The 23013-nt window shown below is 32.8% G+C and carries 23 protein-coding genes and 1 tRNA gene; 17 read left to right on the top strand and 7 right to left on the bottom strand.

Translation table 11 applies throughout. The features are described from left to right. Positions 1 to 13 precede the first annotated feature (13 nt). The 8 genes from HRU50_RS14505 to HRU50_RS14470 all read left to right on the top strand — a co-directional run bounded on the left by HRU50_RS14505 (position 14) and on the right by HRU50_RS14470 (position 8943). A complete protein-coding gene (locus HRU50_RS14505; protein ID WP_296351840.1) occupies positions 14 to 1090 on the top strand; it encodes an ABC transporter permease in 1077 nt (358 codons plus the stop codon). Positions 1091 to 1238: 148 nt separating this feature from the next. After that, complete coding sequence (tpiA, locus tag HRU50_RS14500; protein ID WP_296351826.1) at positions 1239 to 1988, top strand: triose-phosphate isomerase; 750 nt, start codon at positions 1239 to 1241, stop codon at positions 1986 to 1988. 156 nt (positions 1989 to 2144) lie between these two features. After that, positions 2145 to 2585 carry an Ig-like domain-containing protein gene (locus HRU50_RS14495; protein WP_296351825.1) on the top strand — a complete coding sequence of 147 codons (441 nt, stop codon included), beginning with the start codon at positions 2145 to 2147 and terminating at the stop codon, positions 2583 to 2585. Positions 2586 to 2748: 163 nt separating this feature from the next. Further along, entirely contained in the window at positions 2749 to 4692 is a 1944-nt protein-coding gene (locus tag HRU50_RS14490) for a sensor histidine kinase (protein WP_296351824.1), read from the top strand. Then, positions 4682 to 5317, top strand: coding sequence for a response regulator transcription factor (locus tag HRU50_RS14485; RefSeq protein WP_296351823.1), 636 nt, complete (start codon positions 4682 to 4684; stop codon positions 5315 to 5317). The genes HRU50_RS14490 and HRU50_RS14485 overlap by 11 nt, the downstream gene beginning before the upstream one ends. A 149-nt stretch (positions 5318 to 5466) precedes the next feature. Continuing rightward, positions 5467 to 7686 carry a T9SS type A sorting domain-containing protein gene (locus HRU50_RS14480; protein WP_296351822.1) on the top strand — a complete coding sequence of 740 codons (2220 nt, stop codon included), beginning with the start codon at positions 5467 to 5469 and terminating at the stop codon, positions 7684 to 7686. 137 nt (positions 7687 to 7823) lie between these two features. Beyond that, positions 7824 to 8660, top strand: coding sequence for a 50S ribosomal protein L11 methyltransferase (prmA, locus tag HRU50_RS14475; RefSeq protein WP_296351821.1), 837 nt, complete (start codon positions 7824 to 7826; stop codon positions 8658 to 8660). A 7-nt stretch (positions 8661 to 8667) separates the two neighbouring features. Next, positions 8668 to 8943 (top strand): ATP-dependent Clp protease adaptor ClpS, encoded by a 276-nt coding sequence (locus tag HRU50_RS14470; RefSeq protein WP_296351820.1) that lies wholly within the window; start codon positions 8668 to 8670, stop codon positions 8941 to 8943. 27 nt (positions 8944 to 8970) lie between these two features. Here the strand turns inward: HRU50_RS14470 and HRU50_RS14465 are convergent, their stop codons facing one another. From HRU50_RS14465 to HRU50_RS14450, 4 genes are read right to left on the bottom strand one after another with little or no spacing between them, the layout of a single operon-like run. Further along, the gene (locus tag HRU50_RS14465; RefSeq protein WP_296351819.1) at positions 8971 to 9240 is read right to left on the bottom strand and encodes a heavy-metal-associated domain-containing protein; all 270 of its coding nucleotides are present in this window, start codon (positions 9238 to 9240) and stop codon (positions 8971 to 8973) included. 2 nt (positions 9241 to 9242) lie between these two features. Further along, positions 9243 to 10649: an MBL fold metallo-hydrolase gene (locus HRU50_RS14460; RefSeq protein WP_296351818.1), complete on the bottom strand. Its 1407-nt coding sequence runs from the start codon at positions 10647 to 10649 to the stop codon at positions 9243 to 9245. A 48-nt stretch (positions 10650 to 10697) separates the two neighbouring features. After that, positions 10698 to 11111, bottom strand: coding sequence for a DUF6691 family protein (locus HRU50_RS14455; RefSeq protein ID WP_296351817.1), 414 nt, complete (start codon positions 11109 to 11111; stop codon positions 10698 to 10700). Further along, on the bottom strand, positions 11108 to 11671 hold the full coding sequence (locus HRU50_RS14450; protein WP_296351816.1) for a YeeE/YedE thiosulfate transporter family protein: 564 nt from the start codon (positions 11669 to 11671) through the stop codon (positions 11108 to 11110). Before HRU50_RS14450 ends, HRU50_RS14455 begins: the two co-directional genes overlap by 4 nt. A gap of 180 nt (positions 11672 to 11851) precedes the next feature. Here HRU50_RS14450 and HRU50_RS14445 point away from each other — a divergent pair, with 180 nt between their 5' ends. The 6 genes from HRU50_RS14445 to HRU50_RS14420 all read left to right on the top strand — a co-directional run bounded on the left by HRU50_RS14445 (position 11852) and on the right by HRU50_RS14420 (position 16969). Next, a complete protein-coding gene (locus HRU50_RS14445) occupies positions 11852 to 12490 on the top strand; it encodes a Crp/Fnr family transcriptional regulator (protein ID WP_296351815.1) in 639 nt (212 codons plus the stop codon). Between the two features lie 17 nt (positions 12491 to 12507). Next, positions 12508 to 13320, top strand: coding sequence for a sulfite exporter TauE/SafE family protein (locus HRU50_RS14440; RefSeq protein ID WP_296351814.1), 813 nt, complete (start codon positions 12508 to 12510; stop codon positions 13318 to 13320). Positions 13321 to 13461: 141 nt separating this feature from the next. Beyond that, on the top strand, positions 13462 to 14874 hold the full coding sequence (locus tag HRU50_RS14435; RefSeq protein ID WP_296351813.1) for an MBL fold metallo-hydrolase: 1413 nt from the start codon (positions 13462 to 13464) through the stop codon (positions 14872 to 14874). Between the two features lie 137 nt (positions 14875 to 15011). Next, positions 15012 to 15359: a rhodanese-like domain-containing protein gene (locus HRU50_RS14430; protein WP_296351812.1), complete on the top strand. Its 348-nt coding sequence runs from the start codon at positions 15012 to 15014 to the stop codon at positions 15357 to 15359. A 171-nt stretch (positions 15360 to 15530) separates the two neighbouring features. After that, positions 15531 to 16799: an FAD/NAD(P)-binding oxidoreductase gene (locus tag HRU50_RS14425; RefSeq protein ID WP_296351811.1), complete on the top strand. Its 1269-nt coding sequence runs from the start codon at positions 15531 to 15533 to the stop codon at positions 16797 to 16799. 96 nt (positions 16800 to 16895) lie between these two features. Beyond that, positions 16896 to 16969, top strand: a tRNA-Arg gene (locus HRU50_RS14420). Positions 16970 to 17092: 123 nt separating this feature from the next. Here HRU50_RS14420 and HRU50_RS14415 read toward each other — a convergent pair. The 3 genes from HRU50_RS14415 to HRU50_RS14405 are packed head-to-tail and all read right to left on the bottom strand — an operon-like array spanning position 17093 to position 20072. Continuing rightward, on the bottom strand, positions 17093 to 17773 hold the full coding sequence (locus HRU50_RS14415; RefSeq protein ID WP_296351810.1) for a DUF6624 domain-containing protein: 681 nt from the start codon (positions 17771 to 17773) through the stop codon (positions 17093 to 17095). A gap of 3 nt (positions 17774 to 17776) precedes the next feature. Continuing rightward, on the bottom strand, positions 17777 to 18769 hold the full coding sequence (locus HRU50_RS14410) for a DUF6624 domain-containing protein (protein WP_296351809.1): 993 nt from the start codon (positions 18767 to 18769) through the stop codon (positions 17777 to 17779). A 40-nt stretch (positions 18770 to 18809) separates the two neighbouring features. Further along, on the bottom strand, positions 18810 to 20072 hold the full coding sequence (locus HRU50_RS14405; RefSeq protein ID WP_296351808.1) for a nuclear transport factor 2 family protein: 1263 nt from the start codon (positions 20070 to 20072) through the stop codon (positions 18810 to 18812). Between the two features lie 220 nt (positions 20073 to 20292). Here HRU50_RS14405 and HRU50_RS14400 point away from each other — a divergent pair, with 220 nt between their 5' ends. From HRU50_RS14400 to HRU50_RS14390, 3 genes are read left to right on the top strand one after another with little or no spacing between them, the layout of a single operon-like run. Next, the gene (locus tag HRU50_RS14400) at positions 20293 to 21342 is read left to right on the top strand and encodes a histidine kinase (protein ID WP_296351807.1); all 1050 of its coding nucleotides are present in this window, start codon (positions 20293 to 20295) and stop codon (positions 21340 to 21342) included. Next, a complete protein-coding gene (locus HRU50_RS14395; protein WP_296351806.1) occupies positions 21329 to 22027 on the top strand; it encodes a LytTR family DNA-binding domain-containing protein in 699 nt (232 codons plus the stop codon). The genes HRU50_RS14400 and HRU50_RS14395 overlap by 14 nt, the downstream gene beginning before the upstream one ends. A gap of 38 nt (positions 22028 to 22065) precedes the next feature. Then, positions 22066 to 23013, top strand: a complete 948-nt coding sequence (locus HRU50_RS14390; protein ID WP_296351805.1) for an oxidoreductase family protein — start codon at positions 22066 to 22068, stop codon at positions 23011 to 23013.

The raw sequence follows: 23013 nt of genomic DNA, 5'->3' as shown, positions 1-23013 counted from the left end.
ATAATCACTTTTTCTGTTTCATTATTTCTTAAATAAGATCTTCTACGCGTTACTCACTTTATTTGGAGTAGTCACTGTCATTTTCTTTTTGTTTACAATTCTGCCAGGTGACCCAGCAAAGATGATGTTGGGGCAAAATCAGACTGCAGAACAGGTTGAAGCTGTTAAAAAGAAGTATGGTTTTGATAAATCATTAAGTACACAGTATTTATATTATATCAATGATTTGTCGCCAATCTCTTTTCATTCAAATAGTACTGAAGATTATACTTTTCTAAGACCAAACAAGTACAATGCTTCTGAGCTTTTTACCATTGGGAATACGACAACAGTAATAAAGACACCATATTTAAGAGAATCCTTTACCAAGCAAGGAAAAAAAGTCACCGAAGTCATTGGCGAAACCATACCTAATACTTTTGTTTTAGCCGTTTCTGCAATAGTCATTGCTATTATTTTAGGCATTATATTTGGGATTATTTCAGCATTATATAAAGACACTTGGATAGATAAAACCATTCAGATTTTAAGCACGTTTGGTATGAGTGTACCATCTTTTTTTAGTGCTATTTTGTTTGCTTGGCTATTTGGTTTTGTTTTGCATGAGTACACCAATTTAGAAATGACAGGTAGCTTGTATGAGCTTGACGATTTTGGTGAAACAATGACCATTCAATGGAAAAATCTCATTTTACCAGCAATTGTTTTAGGTATTAGACCTTTGGCAGTGGTCATTCAGTTGATGCGAAATTCATTACTTGAAGTATTAAATCAAGATTATATAAGAACCGCGAGAGCAAAAGGGTTAAGTGAATTTCAAGTGATTAAAAATCATGCTGTAAAAAATGCGTTAAATCCAGTAGTTACAGCAATTTCTGGTTGGTTTGCTTCAATGCTAGCAGGTGCTGTTTTTGTGGAATACATTTTTGGTTGGAATGGCCTTGGAAAAGAAATTGTTAATGCTTTAAATACTTTAGACTTGCCAGTTATTATGGGTTCTGTGCTCGTTATTGCTATTGTGTTTATTACAATTAATATCCTAGTAGATGTTGTTTATGCTTGGTTAGACCCAAGAGTAAAGTTGAATTAAAAGAACCTGATAAAAATCAATTCGTATTCCTCATTAAAATAGTATTTTTGGCAATGATTATAATTAAAGCATTTAATCACTTTTAAATATCGATAATACATTAACTAAAAAATAAATTCCTTCCTTTCACGAAGGTTATAATGGACTCATGAGAAAACATATTGTTGCTGGTAACTGGAAAATGAATAATGGATTAATCCAAACAGAAACGTTAATTTCTGAATTAAAAAAGCAATCTAAGACTTCAGATGCAGAAGTAATGATTGCACCAGCATTTACAAACCTTTGGCATGCATTTCAATCCACAAGACAAGACAATATAGAAGTAGTAGCACAGAATATGCATTTTGCAGAAAATGGTGCATATACAGGTGAAGTTAATGCAGGTATGCTAAAAAGTGTTGGTATTAAAACGGTTATTTTAGGTCATAGCGAACGTAGAGCTTATTTTAATGAGACTGATGAATCTCTTGCTAAAAAGGTATCTCAAGCTTTAGAGCACGATATGCGTGTAATTTTCTGTTTTGGTGAAGAATTAGAAGACCGCAAAGCTGGCAATCATGAAGCTGTTGTAAAAAGTCAGTTAGAGAATGGATTATTTCATTTAGAAGCAGATGCTTTTAAGCATATTGTACTAGCGTATGAGCCAGTTTGGGCAATCGGTACAGGTGAAACGGCTTCACCTGAACAAGCACAAGATATGCATGCATTTATTAGAAAAACTTTGGCTGATAAATACAGTGCTGAGGTTGCAGATGGTGTTTCTATCCTTTATGGTGGAAGTGTAAAACCAAATAACGCTAAAGAGATTTTCTCTAAGCCAGATGTAGATGGAGGACTTATTGGTGGCGCATCTCTTAAAGCTGAAGATTTTTACGCTATAGTAAACGCGTTTTAGTAATTGTAAGTTATATGTTGGTTGGGATTAAACAATAGACTCAACCAAAAGTTATATAAGGGTATTCCTTGAATTTTGATATTCAGAGAATACCCTTAGTTTTTTTTTACCGCTGCCAACTAACTTGCTCTTAGTTAATTATTAATCAATTTTATTATGAGAACAAACGTATTTTATAAAGGATTATTCTTTGTAGTTAGTTTAAGTTTATTCAGTTTTAAGTGTGATAACGGAATGGTTGAAGGTGATGAAGATGGTCCAGAAGTTGAAGTCGTAAGTCCAAATGAAGGAGCTACTTTCTTTTCGGATGGTTCTGTTGTAATTAGTGCAAATGCTACAGACGATTCTGCCATAACAATTGGTACTGCAACTCTTAAGGATAGTAATGGCTCTGTAATTCAAACCCATCAGGAGACGTCTGCTGGTCAATTTGGTACTTCTTTAACAACAATTTACGGCTCATTTAGTGGTGTGGCTCCCGGTAATTATTCAATAGTATTTCAATTTGAAGATGCAAATGGTAATGAATCAACACCAAAAATTAGAAATGTCGTTTGTTTGCCCGCGGATGATGGTGGAACGGATTTACCAAATTAGTGGTAATTTGTAACTCTTCAATAGTAATTAGAAATTACAGTGCTATTTTCTTCTCACATCGCTAGAGCGAACAAGCTAGATCACATTTAATCTAGTGATTAGATGTTGGTTTTTAGTAATTTAACCTACTTTTATAAAAACTCATAAATACAATCCAATTATTTTGAGATATAAGATTTTATTTTTTTGCTGCTTTATAGTCTTAACAGGATTTGCACAAAACAAGACAACTATTGATAGTTTAGAGCAGCGCTTACTTATAGAACAGAGCGAAGTACGTAAATGCAGTATTTATAACGATTTAGTACGAAATTATATTTATAGTTTTCCTAAGACGTCTTTAAAGTTTAATGACTCATTAGCCGATTTAAGCAGAAAGATTGAGAATAAAGGATTAGAGATGCTGTCGCAATTTAACTATGCAAGAATATATAGGGTTTTAGGAGATTCTAAAAAAGCATTAGATATTTTAATAGACTACAATGCTTATGTTGAGAAAAAGCAGGATACTACAAATTTAATTCCTGCATATTATCAAACAGGAGTTAGTTACATGTTCTTAGATGATAAAGTTAGGGCTATTGAATACTTATTAAGATCTTTAGAACTCTCGGAACTCACTAAAAATGAGGAAAAGTCACTACAAAGTCTGAATGCCATAGGTGCTATTTATGATCAAATGGGTCAATATCAAAAAGCACTAGAGTACTACAAAAAAGTAGAAACAGCTTATGAAGAATCTCAAGATCCTGACGACCTAGGTTTAATTTATAGTAATTTAGGTATTGTATATAAGCATCTAGATAGCTTGGATATAGCTTTAGAGTATTTTCAAAAAGGATATAATTTAAATAAAGATAGAGGTAATTTATCGGTTAAATCCTATCAATTACGTAACATAGGATTGATTTATCAGAATCAAAATAAGTTAGAACAAGCAGAGAACTATTTTTTAAAATCCTTACAGATAAGAGAAGAAATGGGTGAGCAATTGCCGCTATTAGGTTCTTATTACGATTTAGGAAGCCTATATGATTCTAAAGGTAACTTTATAAAATCAATAGACAATTTAAAAAAGGCATTAGAAATATCTCGAGAAATACATTCAGAAAGTAATGAGGCATTATGTCTATTAGCACTTTCTGAGGTTTATGAAAAATATGGTAATCTTAACAGTGCTTTTAAATATTTAAAAGAAGGTAGAGCTTTAAATGATAGTATACAAAGCGTTAATTTTAAAGAAAAGGTTAACGATTTAGATAAAAAGTACCAAACCGAAAAAAAAGATAAAGAAATTGCAAACCAAAAACTAGAATTAAAAGAACAAGAAGCCGAAATTCAAAAGAAAAAAACTCAACAAAATTATATGTTTGGTGTTATTGGATTTCTGTTAATAGCATCAATGTTAATTTGGTTAGTATTTAAGCAAAGACAAAAAAGAAAGAATCAAGAGTTTTTAACCTTAAAGCGAGAATATCAGATTAAATCTTTAGAAGCTCTAATTGAGGGTGAAGAAAAAGAAAGGTTTAGAATAGCAAAAGAATTACATGATGGGGTTAATGGTGATTTGTCAGCCATTAAGTATAAGCTTTCTACCTTAATAGAAATGAATGATAAGGTAATTAAGGAAGCTATTAGCATGATTGATGATTCGTGTAATCAAGTTAGAGCAATATCACATAATTTAGTACCACCATCTTTAGATAAATTTAGCTTAATAGAGGCTGCAGAAACATACTGTGATAGCATGAATGCTGCTAACCATGTAGAAATTAATTTTCAGTCAGTAGGAACTGAAGTTGCATTGCCTAAGAAAGCAGAAATAAATATCTTTAGAATAATACAAGAGTTAGTTTCAAATAGTATAAAACACGCTAATGCAAATGAAATTAATGTGCAAGTTAGTTTTCAGCAAGGTGACTTGCAAGTAACTGTTGAAGATGATGGCATTGGGTTTAATAAAAAGGAGGTAAAAGGCAAAGGTATTGGTTTAGCTAATGTAGAATCTAGAATCCAATATTTAAAAGCAGAGTTTGATTTTGTTTCAAATGATAAAGGAACCTCTTGTACTTTTGAAGTTGATATAACAAAATTAGATGAGTATTAATATTGCAATTACCGATGACCATGAAATGGTATTACAAGGCATAAAAAGTATGTTGGGTGGTACTAATGAGGTTAAAATCACTGCTACTTTTAATGATGCTAAATCGACATTAAATGGCATAGAACATTCAAAGGCAGAAGTATTATTGTTAGACATTAACTTACCTGATATTAATGGAATAGATTTGAGCAAACAATTATTAAAAAAATATCCTGAACTTAAAATTGTAGCTCTAACAAATTTTGATGATGTGTCCTTCGCTAAACGAATGTTGAAAAATGGTGTACATGGTTACGTGCTTAAAAACACAGACAAGATTGAGTTATTGAAGGCATTAAAGACTGTACTAGCTGGCGAGATTTATTTGCAAAAAGATATAAGAGATAAGCTTCTTTTTAGAAATTCAAAGCCTAAGGCTAATACTGGTTTAATAATAAAGTTAACACGCAGAGAAAAAGAGGTTTTAGTTGCTATTTCTGAAGAATTAACTACTCAAGAAATCTCAGAAAAATTATTTATTAGTCCCAAGACCGTTGAGACGCACCGCTCAAACCTTATGCTAAAGTTTGGTGCAAAGAATAGTGTTGGTATCATTAAGGCAGCATTAGAAAATGGACTGCTTTAAAAGGCTTATTTAAACCCTAATTGTACACTTCTAGGGGTTTACAACTATATTTTTATTTCGGGGAAAACCCTTAAAAAAGCCATTTTCATTCAAACTAATTTTAAAACATCGAATAATCTTCATCTCACAGATGTTTTAAAACTAAAAAAATGAAAACAATTACTAATCAAAAAAGTTACTCTCAAGTCTTCACTTTATTTCTACTCTTCTACATTTTAAATATGATGCATAGTTATGCTCAGGTTTATAATGGTGATTTAACCTTGAATTCTCAGTCAGATGTAGATAATTTTAGCTATTCTGAAGTCACTGGAAACTTAATAATCATTGAAAATTCAGCAACACCAATTTCTAATTTAACTTCTCTTAGTACATTAACTCAAGTTGGTGGAAATCTATTTGTTAATAACAATTCCCAACTTACAAATATTGCTGGTTTATCTAATTTAACAACGATTGGTGGAAGTCTAAAGTTCTATGGTAATAATAGTCTTACAGCATTGACAGGTCTCGATAACCTTAATAGTGTAGGCTATGGAATCACCATCAGTAATAATGATTCACTTACATCGTTATCAGCTTTAAATGCAATCAGTTCAATTAATAATGCAGTTATTATTCAAGGCAATGATATCTTAACAGATATAGATGGATTTAATGCTATTCAAAATGTTGACACAATCAGTATTTCAACTAATAATGGCTTACAAACGATAAGTGGGTTTTCTAGCTTACAAACTTCGGGTAGTATCGGAATTGGTGCTAATGCCATAACAAGTATTACTGGTTTTAATAGTCTTTCAGCAGTTAATACAAATTTAGCTATTGGCGAGAGTATTACCAGTCTTAATTTTTTGAATCAATTGACATCTATTGGTGAATATTTAACTCTTTCAAATACAGCCTTAATTAATCTTAATGGACTTACGAGCCTTAATATTGTTGGCGGATTGTCAATACAAAACAATAACTCACTTTTGTCTTTGACCGGTTTGGAGAATGTTACCAGTTTAACAAAGGGAATATTCTTATTTGATAATAATAATATGAGCTCTTTAGATGGTTTGGAAAACTTAATGTCTATAGGGGAAGGAATAGCATTTCAATTTAATGATAATCTTACAGATTTATCTGCTTTAAGTAATTCATCAGTAAATGGCGGTTTGCTTATATCACATAATGCCGCCTTAATGAGTTTAGATGGTCTTCAAGGAATTACTCAGTTGCATTCATTTTGGTTAGACAATAACCAATCTCTCACAGATTTAAGTGCGCTCAGTAATCTTACTACAATTACAGATTCTTTTATTATAGATAACCATGCTTCTTTAACAGATTTTACTGGATTAAGCGGCTTAAATACTATAGGAGGCAATATTCGTATACAAGGTAATACAGCTTTAACCTCCCTAAACGGAATCAATAGTTTGTCATCAATTGGCGGAAGCTTGTCAATTGATCAGAATTATGCCATGACTAGTTTAACAGGTTTAGAATCTTTGACATCTATAGGTAGTGATTTTTATTTTAGAGAATCTGCTCTTACATCTATCATTGCTTTAAGCAATCTTATCTCTATAGGTGGGGATTTTACATTGCGTTGTGAGGTTTTAAATTCACTTACTGGATTAGAAGGTATAACCAGTTTACCAGGTGCATTAGAAATTTCTTTTTCTAATGCCCTATCAGATTTAACAGGTTTAGATAACGTAGCTAGTATTGGTGGTGAATTACGTATTAATAATAATGCTTCATTAACCACCTTAACAGGGTTAGAGGCATTAACTTCAATAGGTGAATGTTTAACCATAAAGTCAAATACATCCTTGAATGATTTAGAAGGTTTAAATAATATAAATTCAATAGGTGCTTGTTTCTCATATGGTGCAGGTCGAAATAATAATAGTTCAAGCAGTATAGCGATAACAATAGGTGGTAATTATTCATACGAAGGAAATGGCAGTTTGTATGATTTATGTGCACTCTCTAGTTTAATAGCAAGTGTTGAGGTTTCTGAAAGTGAGGTACTAATAGGTAATAATCTTTATAACCCAACATATTTAGAAGTTCAAGATAATGTAACATGTGCAAATGCTACACTTTCAGTTGATGAATCTATATATGAGGAATTAAATATTTATCCAAATCCAGTTACTGAAGTGCTTAATATTAAAATACCAGATAGTGCTTCATTAAATCCAAACTCTACGAGTTTTGAAATTTATGATGTTACGGGGAAATTAGTAATGAATATAGAAGATGTTTTAAACAACAAAATCAATGTATCTGAATTAAATACGGGTGTTTATTTTTATATTTTAAAAGCCTCCAATTCAATAGTCACCAATGGTAAAATCGTAAAAGAATAACTTAAGTCTATTAGTTCTTAAGCCCAAAATGAATAAGGTTAATCAGTATTATGGTTAACCTTAATTTTTACAATTGATTGTTTTTAGAATAAGGTTTTGAAGGATATACTTGTATCTTTGCGCTTCAAAATAAAGACATGGAAAACACAATCTATATCGCGTACTATTTTACAGTAAAACCGCTACAACCAGCAACAGAAATTTTAATTGCAGAATTGGGTTATGCAGGTTTTGAAAGTTTTGTAGAAACTCAAGATGGTGTTACGGCATATATTCAGAAAGATGAATGGTTTGATACGATTTTAGATGATATTCATATCTTAAAATCAGATGAATTTGAAATCAATTTTACTTCTGAAGAGATTGAACAAACCAACTGGAATGCAGAATGGGAAAAGAATTTTAATCCTATTGTAGTTGATGAAGCAGTGACTGTGCGTGCGCCTTTTCATGAGAAGCCAACAACAGCATACGATTTAATTATTGAGCCAAAAATGAGCTTTGGTACAGGTCATCACGAAACAACACATATGATGATTCAGCATATCTTGAAAAATGATTTTGAAGATAAATCGGTTTTAGACATGGGTTGCGGAACTGGTGTTCTGGCTATTCTTGCTGAAAAGCGCGGTGCTAAAAAACTAGATGCTATAGACATAGACAATTGGTGCTATATAAATAGTCTCGAAAATGTTGAACGTAACGCTTGTAAAAACATTTCGGTTTATGAAGGTGATGTTGCCTTATTAGAAGATAAAAACTACGATGTTATAATAGCGAATATCAACAGAAACATATTGTTAGCAGATATTCCACAGTATGCTAAATGCTTAAATGCTAACGGAATGCTGTTTTTAAGTGGGTTTTATAAAGAAGATATTCCTTTAATTGAGCAAAAATGTAATGAATCCATGTTAAAATTAGATGAAATCCTAGAAAGAGGACAATGGGTTTCATTAAAATTCATAAATTAGTACTGTTATGAGTACCAAAGAGAAATATTCAGAAGAGCTATTACTTGAAGAGGAAGTTGTTAAGCAGAATGAAATAGTTCTGTTTAATGATGATGTTAATACCTTTGATCATGTCATTAATACACTAATTCATGCTTGTGATCATACGCCAGAACAAGCAGAACAGTGTTCTTTAATTGTGCATTACAATGGTAAGTGTACAGTAAAAACTGGGGAATATGATGACCTTAAACCAAGATGCTCAAAATTACTACAGGCTGGTTTAAGTGCAGAGATAGTATAATCAAATTCCTGCATACGCAGGAATTTGTTATTTATTCATCCTCCCAACTGCACAACTCACAAATGATTTTGCCTTTTTTGTAAGTGGATTTGCATCGCCTTCAATAGGGTAGCCTAATTTTGAAAGTAATTCAGAAGCTGTAGAAATAGTATTTTCAACTGTATATGAAAAGGACACACTGTGATTATCATTATCAACAGTAATATCATTAACATCTTCTAATTCATTTAAACGTGTGATGATTGTATTGGCACAACCACCACACTTTAAGTTTTGTATTTGTAAAGTCGTTTGCATAATTATAAGGTTGAAGGACACACAAAATTCGTGGTCTTTAAGTCTGTTTTCTTAATAGCACCAAATCCACCAGCAATGTCTACAAGATTATGAAATCCTCGAGCTTTAAGTATAGAAGCCGCAATTACAGAGCGATATCCACCCGCACAATGTATGTGATATGTTTTGTCTCTATCAACTTCATTCATTTGGTTGTTGATGTAATCTAAGGCAAAATGTTGTGCGTCTTCTAAGTGCATGCTTTGATATTCACCATCTTTTCTAACATCTAGTATATTCAATTTTTCGGCTTTTGCTTTTTCTGCAAAGGTTTCAGCAGAAATTGACTCTAAGGTTTCAATATCTCTACCAGAAGCTTTCCATGCTTCAATGCCACCTTCAAGATAACCAAGTGTATTGTCATAACCAACACGAGATAATCTCGTTACGGCTTCAGCAGATTTTCCTTCAGGTACAACTAGAAGTATTGGTTGCTTAATGTCTGTAATTAAGGCACCAACCCATGGTGCAAATCCACCATTCAAGCCAATGAATATTGAATTTGGGATATGTCCTTTTATAAATTCAGATTGTGGTCTTACATCTAGTACTAAAGCAGACTCGTGATTAGCTAAAGCCTCAAAATCTTCTGAATTTAAAGGATTGTCGCCTTTACTCAATATACTGTCAAAAGCATCATAGCCCATTTTATTCATCATCGCATTTTTAGCAAAATACTGTGGTGGTGGTGCAATGCCATCTAATACTTCTTCAACAAACTCTGCTTTAGTCATATCCTCACGAAGCGCATAATTGGTTTTCTTTTGGTTGCCAAGTGTGTCTACGGTTTCTTTACTTAAATTTTTCCCGCAAGCAGAACCAGCACCATGCGCAGGATATACAATGACATCGTTTGCTAACGGCATTATTTTAGTTCTCAAAGAATCAAAAAGCATCGCCGCTAAATCTTCTTTGGTTAAGTCAGACTTGATAGCTAAATCAGGTCGTCCCACATCACCTAAGAATAATGTGTCGCCTGAGAAGATAGCGTGGTCTTTTCCATTTTCGTCAATCAATAAATAGGTAGTTGATTCCAAAGTATGGCCTGGCGTGTGTAAAGCTTTAATTATAATTTTTCCGATTTTGAATTCTTCATAGTCTTTTGCTGAGTAGATATCATAATCAGTCTGAGCTGTTGGGCCAAACACGATTTTAGCTCCAGTTTTTTGTGCTAAATCAATATGACCGGACACAAAATCTGCGTGAAAATGCGTTTCAAAAACGTACTTTATTTTAGCATTTTCAGCATTTGCTTTATCAATATATTGTTGTGTTTCTCTCAAAGGATCAATGATAGCCACTTCACCTTCAGACTCTATGTAGTATGTACCTTGTGCTAAACACCCTGTATATAATTGTTCAATATTCATAACTCTTCTTTCTAATTCAAATTTACTAATAATAGTTGTACTAAACTGTTAATGTGGTAGCTTGTCTCTTAGTAACCCGTATATGAACGTCCCTAAAATTGCAGCAATTAAAACAATAATAAAGCTCATGTAACCTGCACCAACCATAATGTAAATTGGTCCTGGGCACGCACCAATTAATCCCCACCCTAAACCAAAGATTGAACCACCAACAAGATATCGCACAATACCTTTATCTTTCTTTGGTACTAAAATACTTTTACCCTCTAGTGTTTGCCAATTTAATTTTTTGCTAAATTGAAGAAACAAAACACCTGTAGCAATTGCAGTACCTATAATACCATACATGTGAAACGATTGAAAACGAAACATTTCATAGATACGAAACCAAGAGATGGCTTCAGATTTCACTAATACTATCCCAAAAAATATACCTACGAATAAAAATTTTAAAAATTTCATGCTCCAAAAATTAATGGCAACAAAATGTTAACCATGATTAAACCTCCTGCGAAAAATCCTATTACTGCAATCAACGACGGCAGTTGTAAACTACTTAATCCTGTTATGGCATGTCCAGACGTACATCCACCAGCATAGCGTGTTCCAAAGCCAACCAATAAACCACCTATAATTAATAAAATGAGGTTTTTAGGTTCAAACATTACATCTGAAGCAAATAATTCTGAAGGTAATAAGTCTTTACCTGCATTGCTAAATCCAAGTTGCTCTAGTTCAGCCACAGCTTTTGGGTTGAGGTCAATAGGTTGGTTGTTAGTTATAACGTTAACTGCGAGGTAACCACCTATTGCTGCACCTAATACCACAGCGAGACTCCATTTATAGTCTTTCCAATTGATTTTGAAAAAATCTGCATATTTTCCTGCGCCACCGATAGCACAAAACGTTCTTAGGTTAGACGACATACCAAAAGTTTTACCAAAGTATAGTAATAGTGCCATTACAGTTGCAATAAGCGGACCTGTAACATACCATGGCCATGAATTCATTATTATTTCCATATTTAAAAAAATTTTTGGCAAAAGTACATCAACATATTTAGATAAGGTCTAAATGTGTAACCTTGGTTACAAAAATGTTCAATGACTCAAAGTACTTTTGCCTCAAATATTGAGATTTTATTATTAAGAATTAAGTACTAGCTTTATATCAAGATTCTTAATAATTAAATTGGTCTATTGATGAAAGACATACTTACAGCAACTTATGGGCATTTATTTGAAAATGCGTTGATAGAGGAAATCGCAGAGAATGGCAGTTATAAGAAAGTGCCATCTGGTACTAAACTCATAGAAATAGGAAGTTATATTAAAGGTATGCCTTTATTATTATCTGGTGCTATTAAAGTATTACGAGAAGATGACGACGGACACGAGTTGTTATTGTATTATTTAGAACAAGGTGAGACTTGCTCAATGACCATGTCCTGTTGTATGGGTATGACCAAAAGTGAAATTAGAGCCATCGCTGAAAATGAGACGGAACTTATAATGATTCCGATTAGAAAAATGGAAGATTGGACAGCTAAATATAAGTCTTGGCGCAATTTCGTTTTTGAAAGTTATCATACAAGGCTCAACGAAATGCTGCATACGTTAGACAGTATTGCATTTAATAATATGGACCAAAGATTATTAGAGTACTTAAAAGAAAAAGTGCGAATTAATGGGTCTCGTTTTGTTGAGAATACGCACCAAGAAATTGCTTACGAACTTAACAGTTCTAGAGTTGTGATTTCTCGACTTTTAAAGAAGATCGAAAATAAAGGTGGCATCGAACTTCATAGAAATTACATAAAAATAATTAACCTAGATATTTAATAAACAACTTTTTGCTAATGGAATTACTTGAAATTATCGGATACTTTAGTGCCTTAGTTATAGGAATTTCATTAGGTCTTATTGGTGGTGGCGGCTCAATCCTAGCTGTTCCTGTTTTGGCCTATTTATTTATGGTTAACGAAAAAGTTGCAACTGCGTACTCTTTATTTATAGTTGGTTCTAGTTCATTTGTTGGTGGTATAAAACAACACTTAAAAGGCTATGTCGATTGGCGTACTGCTATAGTTTTTGGTATTCCTGCAATAATTGGTGTTACATTGGTTAGGGCATTTGTTGTACCAGCTTTACCAGATGTATTATTTCAAATTTCAGGATTTGAGTTTACACGAAGAATGGGCATGTTTGGACTATTTGCGGTATTAATGTTTCCTGCTGCCTTTTCTATGCTAAGTAATAGAAAAGAAGATTTAGATAATACACCAAATGAAGTAAAATATAACTATCCATTAATTTTATTAGAAGGGCTTTTGGTTGGTGGCATTACAGGTCTTATTGGTGCAGGTGGCGGGTTTCTTATCATACCTGCTTTGGTGATTCTTGCAAAGGTAGAAATGAAGGTTGCAGTTGGTACTTCTTTAATCATTATAGCTTTAAAATCGTTACTAGGTTTCTTCTTTGGCGATGCACTAACAATGGATATAGATTGGACATTCCTAATTAAATTTACCGTCATTTCATTAGTAGGTATTTTTATAGGAAGTTATCTCGGAAATTTCATCGATGGTAAAAAGCTTAAGAAAGGTTTTGGGTACTTCATATTCGTTATGGCATTCTTTATTTTTTACATGGAGTTTTTCTTTCAGAATTAATAAATTGAAAGCTTTTGCATGTTTTCTAACATGACTTATATCATTTTTTGTTTTGATTGGTTGTGTAACATTTGTAACTGAGTATCACCTGATATTCAATTAGTTTTATACCTCAATAACTAAATTAAGATACATTACATTATGAAAGTAGAACAAATTTATACGGGTTGTATTGCACACGCAGCATATTATATTGAAAGTAATGGCGAAGCTGCAGTATTTGATCCTTTACGCGAAGTACAACCATACATTGACCGTGCTAACGCAGATAATGCAAAGATTAAATATGTGTTTGAAACACATTTTCATGCAGACTTTGTTAGTGGGCATTTAGATTTAAAGAAAAAGTCTGGTGCAACAATTGTATTTGGACCGACCGCAAAGCCAGGTTATGATGCACTTGTAGCAGAAGATAATCAAGTTTTTGAACTTGGTGATTATAAAATAAAAGTTATCCATACACCAGGACATACTATGGAAAGTACCACTTATCTTTTAATAGATGATAAAGGTGAAGAACATGGAATCATTACAGGTGATACTCTATTTATAGGTGATGTTGGTCGTCCTGATTTAGCACAGCATGTCATTGAAGATTTAACTGAAGATAAATTAGCTGGTTACCTATATGATTCTTTACGTAATAAAATTATGCCTTTGGCAGATCATTTAATCGTATATCCTAATCATGGTGCAGGTTCTGCTTGCGGTAAAAAGATGAGTAAAGAAACTACTGATACTTTAGGCAACCAAAAGAAAGTGAATTATGCGCTACAAGACATGACTAAAGAAGAATTTAAAAAAGCGCTTTTAGATGGTTTAACGACACCACCTGGATATTTTCCTCAGAACGTTTTAATGAACATCAAAGGATATGAGAGTTTAGATTCTATTATGGAGCGCGCCACGAAAGCCTTATCACCAGAGGCTTTTGAAGCTGCGGCAAATGAGACAGGTGCTTTATTGTTAGATACTAGAAAAGCTGCTGATTTTGCAAAAGGGTTTATTCCAAATAGTGTTAATATAGGTCTTGCAGGTGGATTTGCACCTTGGGTAGGAGAGATGATTACAGATATTAAACAAGAAATATTATTAATTACTGAACCAGGAAAAGAAGAAGAAGCCATTACAAGATTATCTAGAGTAGGTTATGATAATGCTATAGGATTTTTAGAAGGTGGATTTGATGCTTGGAAAGAAAGTAACCGAGAGATTGATACTGTCGGTAGAATTTCAGAAGTTGAATTTGAAACACAGTATAATTCAGAGAAACCTGTGGTTATTGATGTTAGAAAAAAGAGTGAGTTTGATGCTGAGCATGTTGTAGATGCTGTAAATATCCCACTAAATCAAATTAATAATCATTTGGCAGAGTTTCCAAAAGATAAGCCATTTGTAATTCATTGTGCTGGTGGTTACAGAAGTATGATTGCCGCCTCTATTTTAAAGCAACGTGGTTGGGATAATTTTGTTGATGTGTCAACTGGTTTCAAAGGAATATCGAACACTGAAGTTCCAAAAACCGAATATGTATGCCCAACAACTTTGTTGTAGTTGATCCCATATGTTTAGTTAGTAAAACCCTACTTTGTACATGCAAAGCAGGGTTTTTTATGTATTGTAACTAAAGTTACTGTGCACTTGTGGTTTAGTGTATAATTTTGCCCAAATAATTCATCAAAAAAATACTTATGTCATTATTATCATTATTATTTGGTTCAAGCAAATCAAAATCTGGTGCTGTAGAGGTTTTAGGCAAAACTTCTTTCAAAAATGCAATAGCATCAACTAATGTGCAACTCGTGGATGTGAGAACAGCTAAAGAATATAATGGTGGTTATATTAATAATGCCATAAATATTGACTTTTTTAAATCGTCTAGTTTTACTGAAAAGTTTAATGAGCTAGATAAAGATCAACCTGTATATATCTATTGTCGTTCTGGTCATAGAAGTGCAAAAGCTGCTGCGAGATTAGAGGTTTTAGGATTTAATAAAATCTATGATTTGCAAGGTGGTTACCTCAATTGGTTGAATTAATCTATTTCTGTACAAGTTTTTTAATTATCTAAATGATAATCTTACATTCTGTTTTAGCTTCATTGACAGTCACTTAAACAGAATATGTTGATTTCCACGGTGTGTAACTTTGGTTACAAAGTTTCTAAGGGTGAATAATTAGTTTGAAACCAACTAAATAAATTAATCAATATGAAAACGCATTACCAAGTTCTAATAATTGGTGGTGGAACAGCAGGAATTATGACAGCTGCCCAATTATTAAAGAAACAATCCAGTATTGATATTGGTATCATTGAACCTTCAGAAACACATTATTACCAGCCTGCTTGGACACTAGTTGGAGCAGGAGCATATGATTTTGGTAAAACAGCACGAACCATGGCAAGTGTTATGCCAACTGGCGTTGATTGGATTAAAGATTACGCCATTTCTTTTGATCCAGATAATAACACTGTGTCAACTAAATCTTCAGGTGATTTAACCTACGATTATTTGGTGGTTGCTCCAGGTTTGGTGATGGCTCCACATCTTATTGAAGGATTAACGGAAGCTTTAGAAAATGGCACTGTTTGTAGTAACTATACTAATCCCCAAAAGACTTGGGAAACGATTAAAAACTTTAAAGGTGGCAATGCTATTTTTACACAACCTACGACACCAATTAAATGTGGTGGTGCACCACAAAAAATAGCTTATCTCGCTGCAGATTATTTTAAGAAAAATAAACCTTCAAAACCAACAAACGTTGTTTTTGCGACACCAGGAAGTGTCATTTTTGGTGTACAACCTATAAGAGAAACGTTGATGAAAGTTGTTGGGCGATACGGCATTCACTTTAAACCTTTTTATTCACCGGTTAAAATAGATTCAGAAAATAAAGTGGTGTACTTTAAGCATACGGATCCTAATGAGAACTTATGTATGGTAAATGAGGATAACGTTTTAGGTGAAAAATCATCGTTAGCTATTGACGAACTTATTGAGATGCCATTTGATATGTTGCATATCGCGCCTCCACAAACAGCACCAAAATTTATTCAAGATTCTGTATTGGTAAATGAAGCTGGTTGGTTAGATGTAGATCATAATTCTTTACAACATAATACCTATGCTAACATTTTCGGATTAGGAGATGTTGCCGCTTTACCAACAGCTAAAACAGGAGCTGCAGTTAGAAAGCAAGTTCCTGTGGTTGTTGATAATATCTTACTATTAATAAAGCATAATCAGAAGGGTACAAAGTCTTACAATGGCTATTCATCTTGCCCGTTAGTCACTGGATATGGAAAGATGACTTTGGCTGAGTTTGACTATAGTGGTAGTTTTACACCAGATCCTAAATTAAAGCGTATGCTTGTTTTTGACAGTGCGAAGGAACATTGGCGCCTTTGGATGTTGAAAAAATATGGATTGCCTTATTTATACTGGAATAAGATGATGAAAGGACAAGAAGTTTAAGTAGATATAGAGCACCGATTTTTTCGGTGCTTCTTTTTTGTTAAAAAAGCTTTTTTAAAAAAGAATAAAAATTTATATTTGCACCCACTTAAAAACGGCCTCGTAGCATAACTGAATAGTGCACTTGATTACGGCTCAAGAGGTTGCAGGTTTGAATCCTGCCGAGGTCACGAATAAATCAAAAAAGCAAGCAAAATAAAAGCTTGCTTTTTTTTTTGTCTTTTTTTGATTTTCAAAGTGGAGCTCAAAGGATGCGTAGCAATCCTGAGCGACGATTTGTACGTTGGTTAATCTTACTTGTTTTTTTGTCCGTCTTTTGACTTTGCAGCGATAAAAGCCTTCGTTCTCTCAATTTGTTCTTCCAAATTCCATTCAAAATTAAATCTGTTTTTTAGAAAAATAGCTATAGGCTCTAAACCAATTTCCGCTCTTCTTTGGTCAATATTCTCAGGGTCATATACTGGCCATACATTAAAGCTTTTGGTTTCTGGGTAGTATTTCATTTGGCCACCATAGATTTGAAGTTCACCTAATTCTGTTTTAATTCTGTCTTCTGTTCTAACTAAAAATCTTGGCTCAAGCTTTTTGTCCTTAACTGCTTGTCGCATTACAGGTAAGTATTTTATACGAACATCGTTACTCGAATGTTGAATAACATTACAAATAGTCCAATTGCCATTTTCGCCAGCCATTTCTTTTGTTGGCCAGCCATGAGTTTCTAGGATATTAGCAACTTTAATTTCATTGATTGCATGAAATTTTCTAATAATTGAGTCTTGAGCTGTGACTAATGGTGATTCTGGGCTATGAACTTGCATTAAAGAATCCCGATACCTAATCGGTAATTGTTCATCTTGCCATATGGTATCTAAAACGGCGATTAGATTTTCGTCTTCTTGTTGAGGTTTTGCTTGTGATTGAGAATTTGAGCAAGCTGCAGTAATGAGTACAATTAATAAGAAATTAAATCTCATAATTTAATTATGTTTTTTAGCATTCAATGCTTTCTCTTTAGCTTCAATTTTAGGGAGTCGTTTAATATACTCCTCAGCATCCCATATAAGATTCCATCTATTTAAATTTTCTTGCATGGTATTAAGTCCCATTTCAATACGTCTTTTATCTACTGTTTTGGGCTCATCCAATGGCAGTACGTATGGCTTCTCACTGTCCTTACTAATGGCGAGTTGAGTACCATATACCTGACGTTTTCCTCTTCTAAGCATTAAACGATCATAAAACATGGCATACTGTCGTTTTGGTAAATGACCATTATTCATGGCTTTAGTCATTAAGGGTAAGTATTTTTCTTGTGCCTCTTGGTCGGCATGTTGTATTACTAAAAATAAGGTTGAAGTTCCTCTTTTTCCTATTTTATCTTTTGGGGGCCAACCTTGTGCATCTAAAATATGACTGACTTTGATTAAGTTAATAGAATCTCTTTTTAAAATATCTTTCCAAAGAGCATCCATTTCTTTTGAATCTCTTCCGAATTGTTTTTCTGTTGATTTGATGCTATTTCTGGTACTTTGATCATCAAAATATATTTGATCTAAAATGCGAACTAAGTCTTTATCAAAATGCACTTCTTCTTCATTTTTGTTTTTTAAGATGAGTTTGGTGAGTTCTTCCCAACGTTTATCTTGATGTAATAATCTAAGATCTGAATCATTGATTAAGTGATTATAATCAGACCATTTTAGTGTATGACCTATAAAAAATAGATGATGAAACGCTCTGTCTTTATGGCCAGCTAAAGCATGTATGCAAGCAGCATTGTACCGATGACTTAAAGGAATATCATTTTTAAGTTTGAACGCTTTTTCATATACATCTGCAGATGCCTTATAGTCTTTGTTAAGGCATAATTGCCAACCCTTATTAATGAGTTGAGAATAACTGTTCTGATTTTGAGCACTACCAAATTTAAATGCAATATAGATAAATGTTAAAGTGAAAAAATATTTCATGATAGACTGTTGTTTTTTGATTGATTGACTGATTGATTATTTAATAAGGATAACGACTCACATCACGATGTTGCCATAGTAAGTTTACAATACTCCACCTACCATCTAGTTTTATGAGATGGAGATATTCTACCCAATTATCAGAATATAGTTTTACAGTGGCGATTCTATGATAAATATCCAAAATGGTAATGGTATTGTTTGGTTTTGGAGGAAATTTGGTGTTAGATTTATTCCAATGAGAAGCATTTTCTATCATACGAGACTTAGAGATATAACTCACAACCTCTTTTCTAAGGTCTCTATTGTAACCCACAGTAACCTTGTTTAAACTATCATTCATCACCTCGTTCATTAGCGCTGGTTTTAAATCCTTTAACGATTCTAAATATCCTAAAGAAATGCGTTTAATTTCTAAGGAATCTTGCTGAGTAGCAATAGAGCTAGAGATAACATATTGATTGTTAGCAATGTTCCGTTGTCTTACGAGTTGATTATTAGTGTCGTAATGTTCTTGTTTAATATAATTACCAATAGAATCATATATTTTTCTTCCGATAGCAAAGTCAATACTATTTAAGGTTAATTTATCGTCTCTGTCATGATAGCTGTAAGTGATATGGTTACCGTACTTATCGTAAATATCATGGTAGGAGGCAATACCCATAGAATTTTCTACCACGTCTAGATTATCGTTGAGATTGTAGGTTGCTTTAGGGATACCATTTTTATTAAAGATCATACCTGTAATACCAAACTCAAAGTATGTAGATATATTTTTAGGTTTATTTTTAAGGTTGAAACGTTCCTCAATAATCATTCTGCCGTGTTTTGACCATTTGTATTGAGATATGCCCCAATTACTTTCCATTGGAGTGTCATCATGGTCGTAAAAAGAAAGATTACTATAATTTCCATTCTTATCAATGTGATAGACTTCTTTGTAAACCTCTCTATCATTGGTAATGGCTTCATCGTACTTGTTAAAAAACAGCCTAGTTTCAATGTTTTTGTCGTAAGAGATTTTCATTTTATAGACACCGATGGAAGCTAACGGATGTTTTCGTTCTGTGAAGTAGTGATTATTAATAACTTCAATGAGTTGGTTATTTTGATTATATTTAAATACATAATGCGATGTGTTATCCGCAGTAGCCGCATCTAAAGGATATGTGCCTTTTAATTTAATATAAGGCGATACATGATTGTATTGTAGGTGTCTATAGTATTCTCGTTTTTGTGCTAGAGAAACATTAATAAAACAAAAGAAGAGTATTGTTAGGATAAAGGTTTTTGCTTTCATAATATTTAATTTGCTGCAATCTAAACCTAAAAGTATTGGGCTGAATATTTATTCTGCTAACTCGTATAAAAAGCATATAGACATATCGTAAACTGCTATTAAAGGATTTATTTGCTGTTACCGTTAGTCTATCATCTCTAAATGCGCTTTTGTCTATTTTATCAGCAACGGTAATCAAAACCTTTTATGTTTATAATAATTAGCTACTTTCGTAATTCGTATGACTTCAAGAACCAAAAATATACTTCATTTAACTGCCTTTTGGTTGGTGATGTTTTTGTATTTGTTAAGTACCTATTGGTTAAGAGAAAACAATAAAGTTTTTATAACCATCTATATTGCTTTTAAAGTATTACTGCAGTTTCTTCTGAGTGTTATTATTACGCAATTATTAATTCCATTTATTCTGAATAAGAAGCGCAAAGCACTATTTGTGATTTTTACACTTTTTACTATCTACCTAATGCAAACACTTTATAGTATTATTAGGATTAATGTTTTTGAAGTGAACTTTCCCGAAGTTTATAAAATGAAACCACCTTATGTTCTTTGGCATAGAATGACTTCGTTTTTTGCTTTTATGAATAATATAATGTGGTTAGTTTTTCCAACCATTTTATTAGTTGCTGTAAAATATTACCAAAACCAAAGGGATATTTTAGCACTTAAGGAACAAAAGATAACTACTGAACTAAACATGTTAAAGCAACAGCTCAATCCTCATTTTTTGTTTAATACGCTAAATAATTTGTATGCTTTGGCTTTAAAAAAGTCTGATAAAACGCCTGAAGTGATTGCGAAATTATCAGATATCTTAGATTACATTTTATACCAATGTGAAGATAAATACGTGCCAATTGACAAAGAGATTTTGTTATTAGAAAATTATATAGCTTTAGAAAAGGTGAGATATGGACGAAGAGTAGATGTAGAGTTCAAAAAAAATATCAATCACTCTTTAAAAATAGCGCCACTCATTTTACTCACGTTTGTAGAAAATGCATTTAAGCATGGAATAAGTCAAGAGTTAGGAAAAGGATTAATTCAACTAGAGTTATTAACTTCAGAAAATGAAATTATTTTTAGATCTAAAAACTCAAAACCTACTGGATCAAAACATACTGAATCTAAGAAAATGAGTGCCATTGGTATGGATAATATAGAAAAACAACTGGGCTTATTATATCCAAATAAATATGAGCTTATTGTTAATGATAATACTAAGAATTATGAGTTAGAGCTTAAACTAAAATCTGATGAAAACATATAACTGCATTATTGTTGATGATGAAGAGCTAGCGAGGGAGCTTATAGAAACACATCTTTCCCAATTGCCAGATTTTAAAGTTGTCGCTAGTTGTGATTCTGCAATAGAAGCTTCCGTAGTTCTAAAAAATCAAAAGGTCGATTTAATGTTTTTAGATATTGAAATGCCAGTTTTAAAAGGCACTGATTTTTTGAAAAATTTAGCTCATAAACCCAAGGTCATATTTACAACAGCCTATAGAGAATATGCTATTGAAAGTTACGAGCTCAATGTTGTAGATTATTTATTGAAGCCAATTATTTTTACCAGATTTTTTAAGGCAATAGAGAAGTTTTTAGACACACAAGTCCAAGTAAAAGAGCAACCTAAAGACGTTGTGTTACCAGATCATATTTTTATTCAGAGTAATAAGAGATATATAAAAATTCGCTTTGATGAGGTATTGTATATTGAGAGTATCAAGGATTATATCAAAATACATACAGTTGAAGATATGACCTTAGTTAAGCATGGGCTTTCAGCATTTTTAGAGAGATTAGATACTCGTTTTTTTCGCGCACATCGCTCATATATTGTCAATGTTGAGAAAGTCACAGCATTCACCAAGCAAGATATAGAAATAGGTAAGCATGAAATACCCATTGGAGAATTATATAAGAAAGATGTGTTAAGGGTTTTAAGTTCATAAGAAGTTTAGAATACACCATTCTTGTATCTTTGACACTTATGAATATTGAGTTACAAAATTTCATTCTAAAAAATACAAGAGCTTCTGAAGTTACTTCTACAGAGACCATTCAATCACTTTGGAGTGGTTATGGTGAAATGCTTCGAGTTGGAATAAATGATGCTGAAGAAGAATCTGTTGTTGTAAAGGATATACAGTTGTCTACTAAAAACAATCATCCTCGAGGTTGGAATTCAGATATTGGGCATCAACGTAAGCTCATATCTTATCAAGTAGAAAGTTATTGGTATAAAAACTATGCTTCGCAATCCAAAAGCCGAATACCAAAGTGTCTAGCGGTAGAATATTCAACAAGTCATATTTATATCCTTTTAGAAGATTTGAACACAGCTGGTTTTCCTGTTAGAAAGCATAGTTTAAATTGGAATGAATTTTCAAATTGTTTAAAGTGGTTGGCTGAGTTTCATGTGAGTTTTTTAGGTGTTGAACCAGAAGGATTATGGAACACAGGAACCTATTGGCATTTAGACACCAGACCACAAGAACTAGAAGTTCTTGAAGATTTGGAGTTAAAAAAGGCAGCTGAAGCCATTGACACAACCTTGAATAATTGTGAGTATAAAACACTAGTTCACGGAGATGCTAAATTGGCGAATTTTTGTTTTTCAGAATTGGGTGAAGTTGCAGGAGTAGATTTTCAGTATGTTGGTGGTGGCTGCGGAATGAAAGACGTTGCATATTTTGCAGGTAGTTGTCTATCCGAAAATGAGTGCGAACGTTTAGAAGAAAAAATATTAGACACCTATTTTCAATATTTTAATTCAGGATTTGGTGAAGTTCATTCTGAATTAGAGCAAGAATGGCGAAGTTTATATCGCGTTGCTTGGGCAGATTTTCATCGCTTTTTAAAGGGTTGGAGTCCTGGCCACTGGAAAATAAATTCTTATAGTGAACGTATTACCAAAGAAGTCATTGAATCTTTGTAA

Origin of the sequence: Winogradskyella sp. (assembly GCF_013213835.1) — a bacterium.
Classification (GTDB): Bacteria; Bacteroidota; Bacteroidia; order Flavobacteriales; family Flavobacteriaceae; genus Winogradskyella.
Note: the sequence above shows the minus strand (reverse complement) of the source record. Positions and strands in the feature narration are given on the sequence as shown.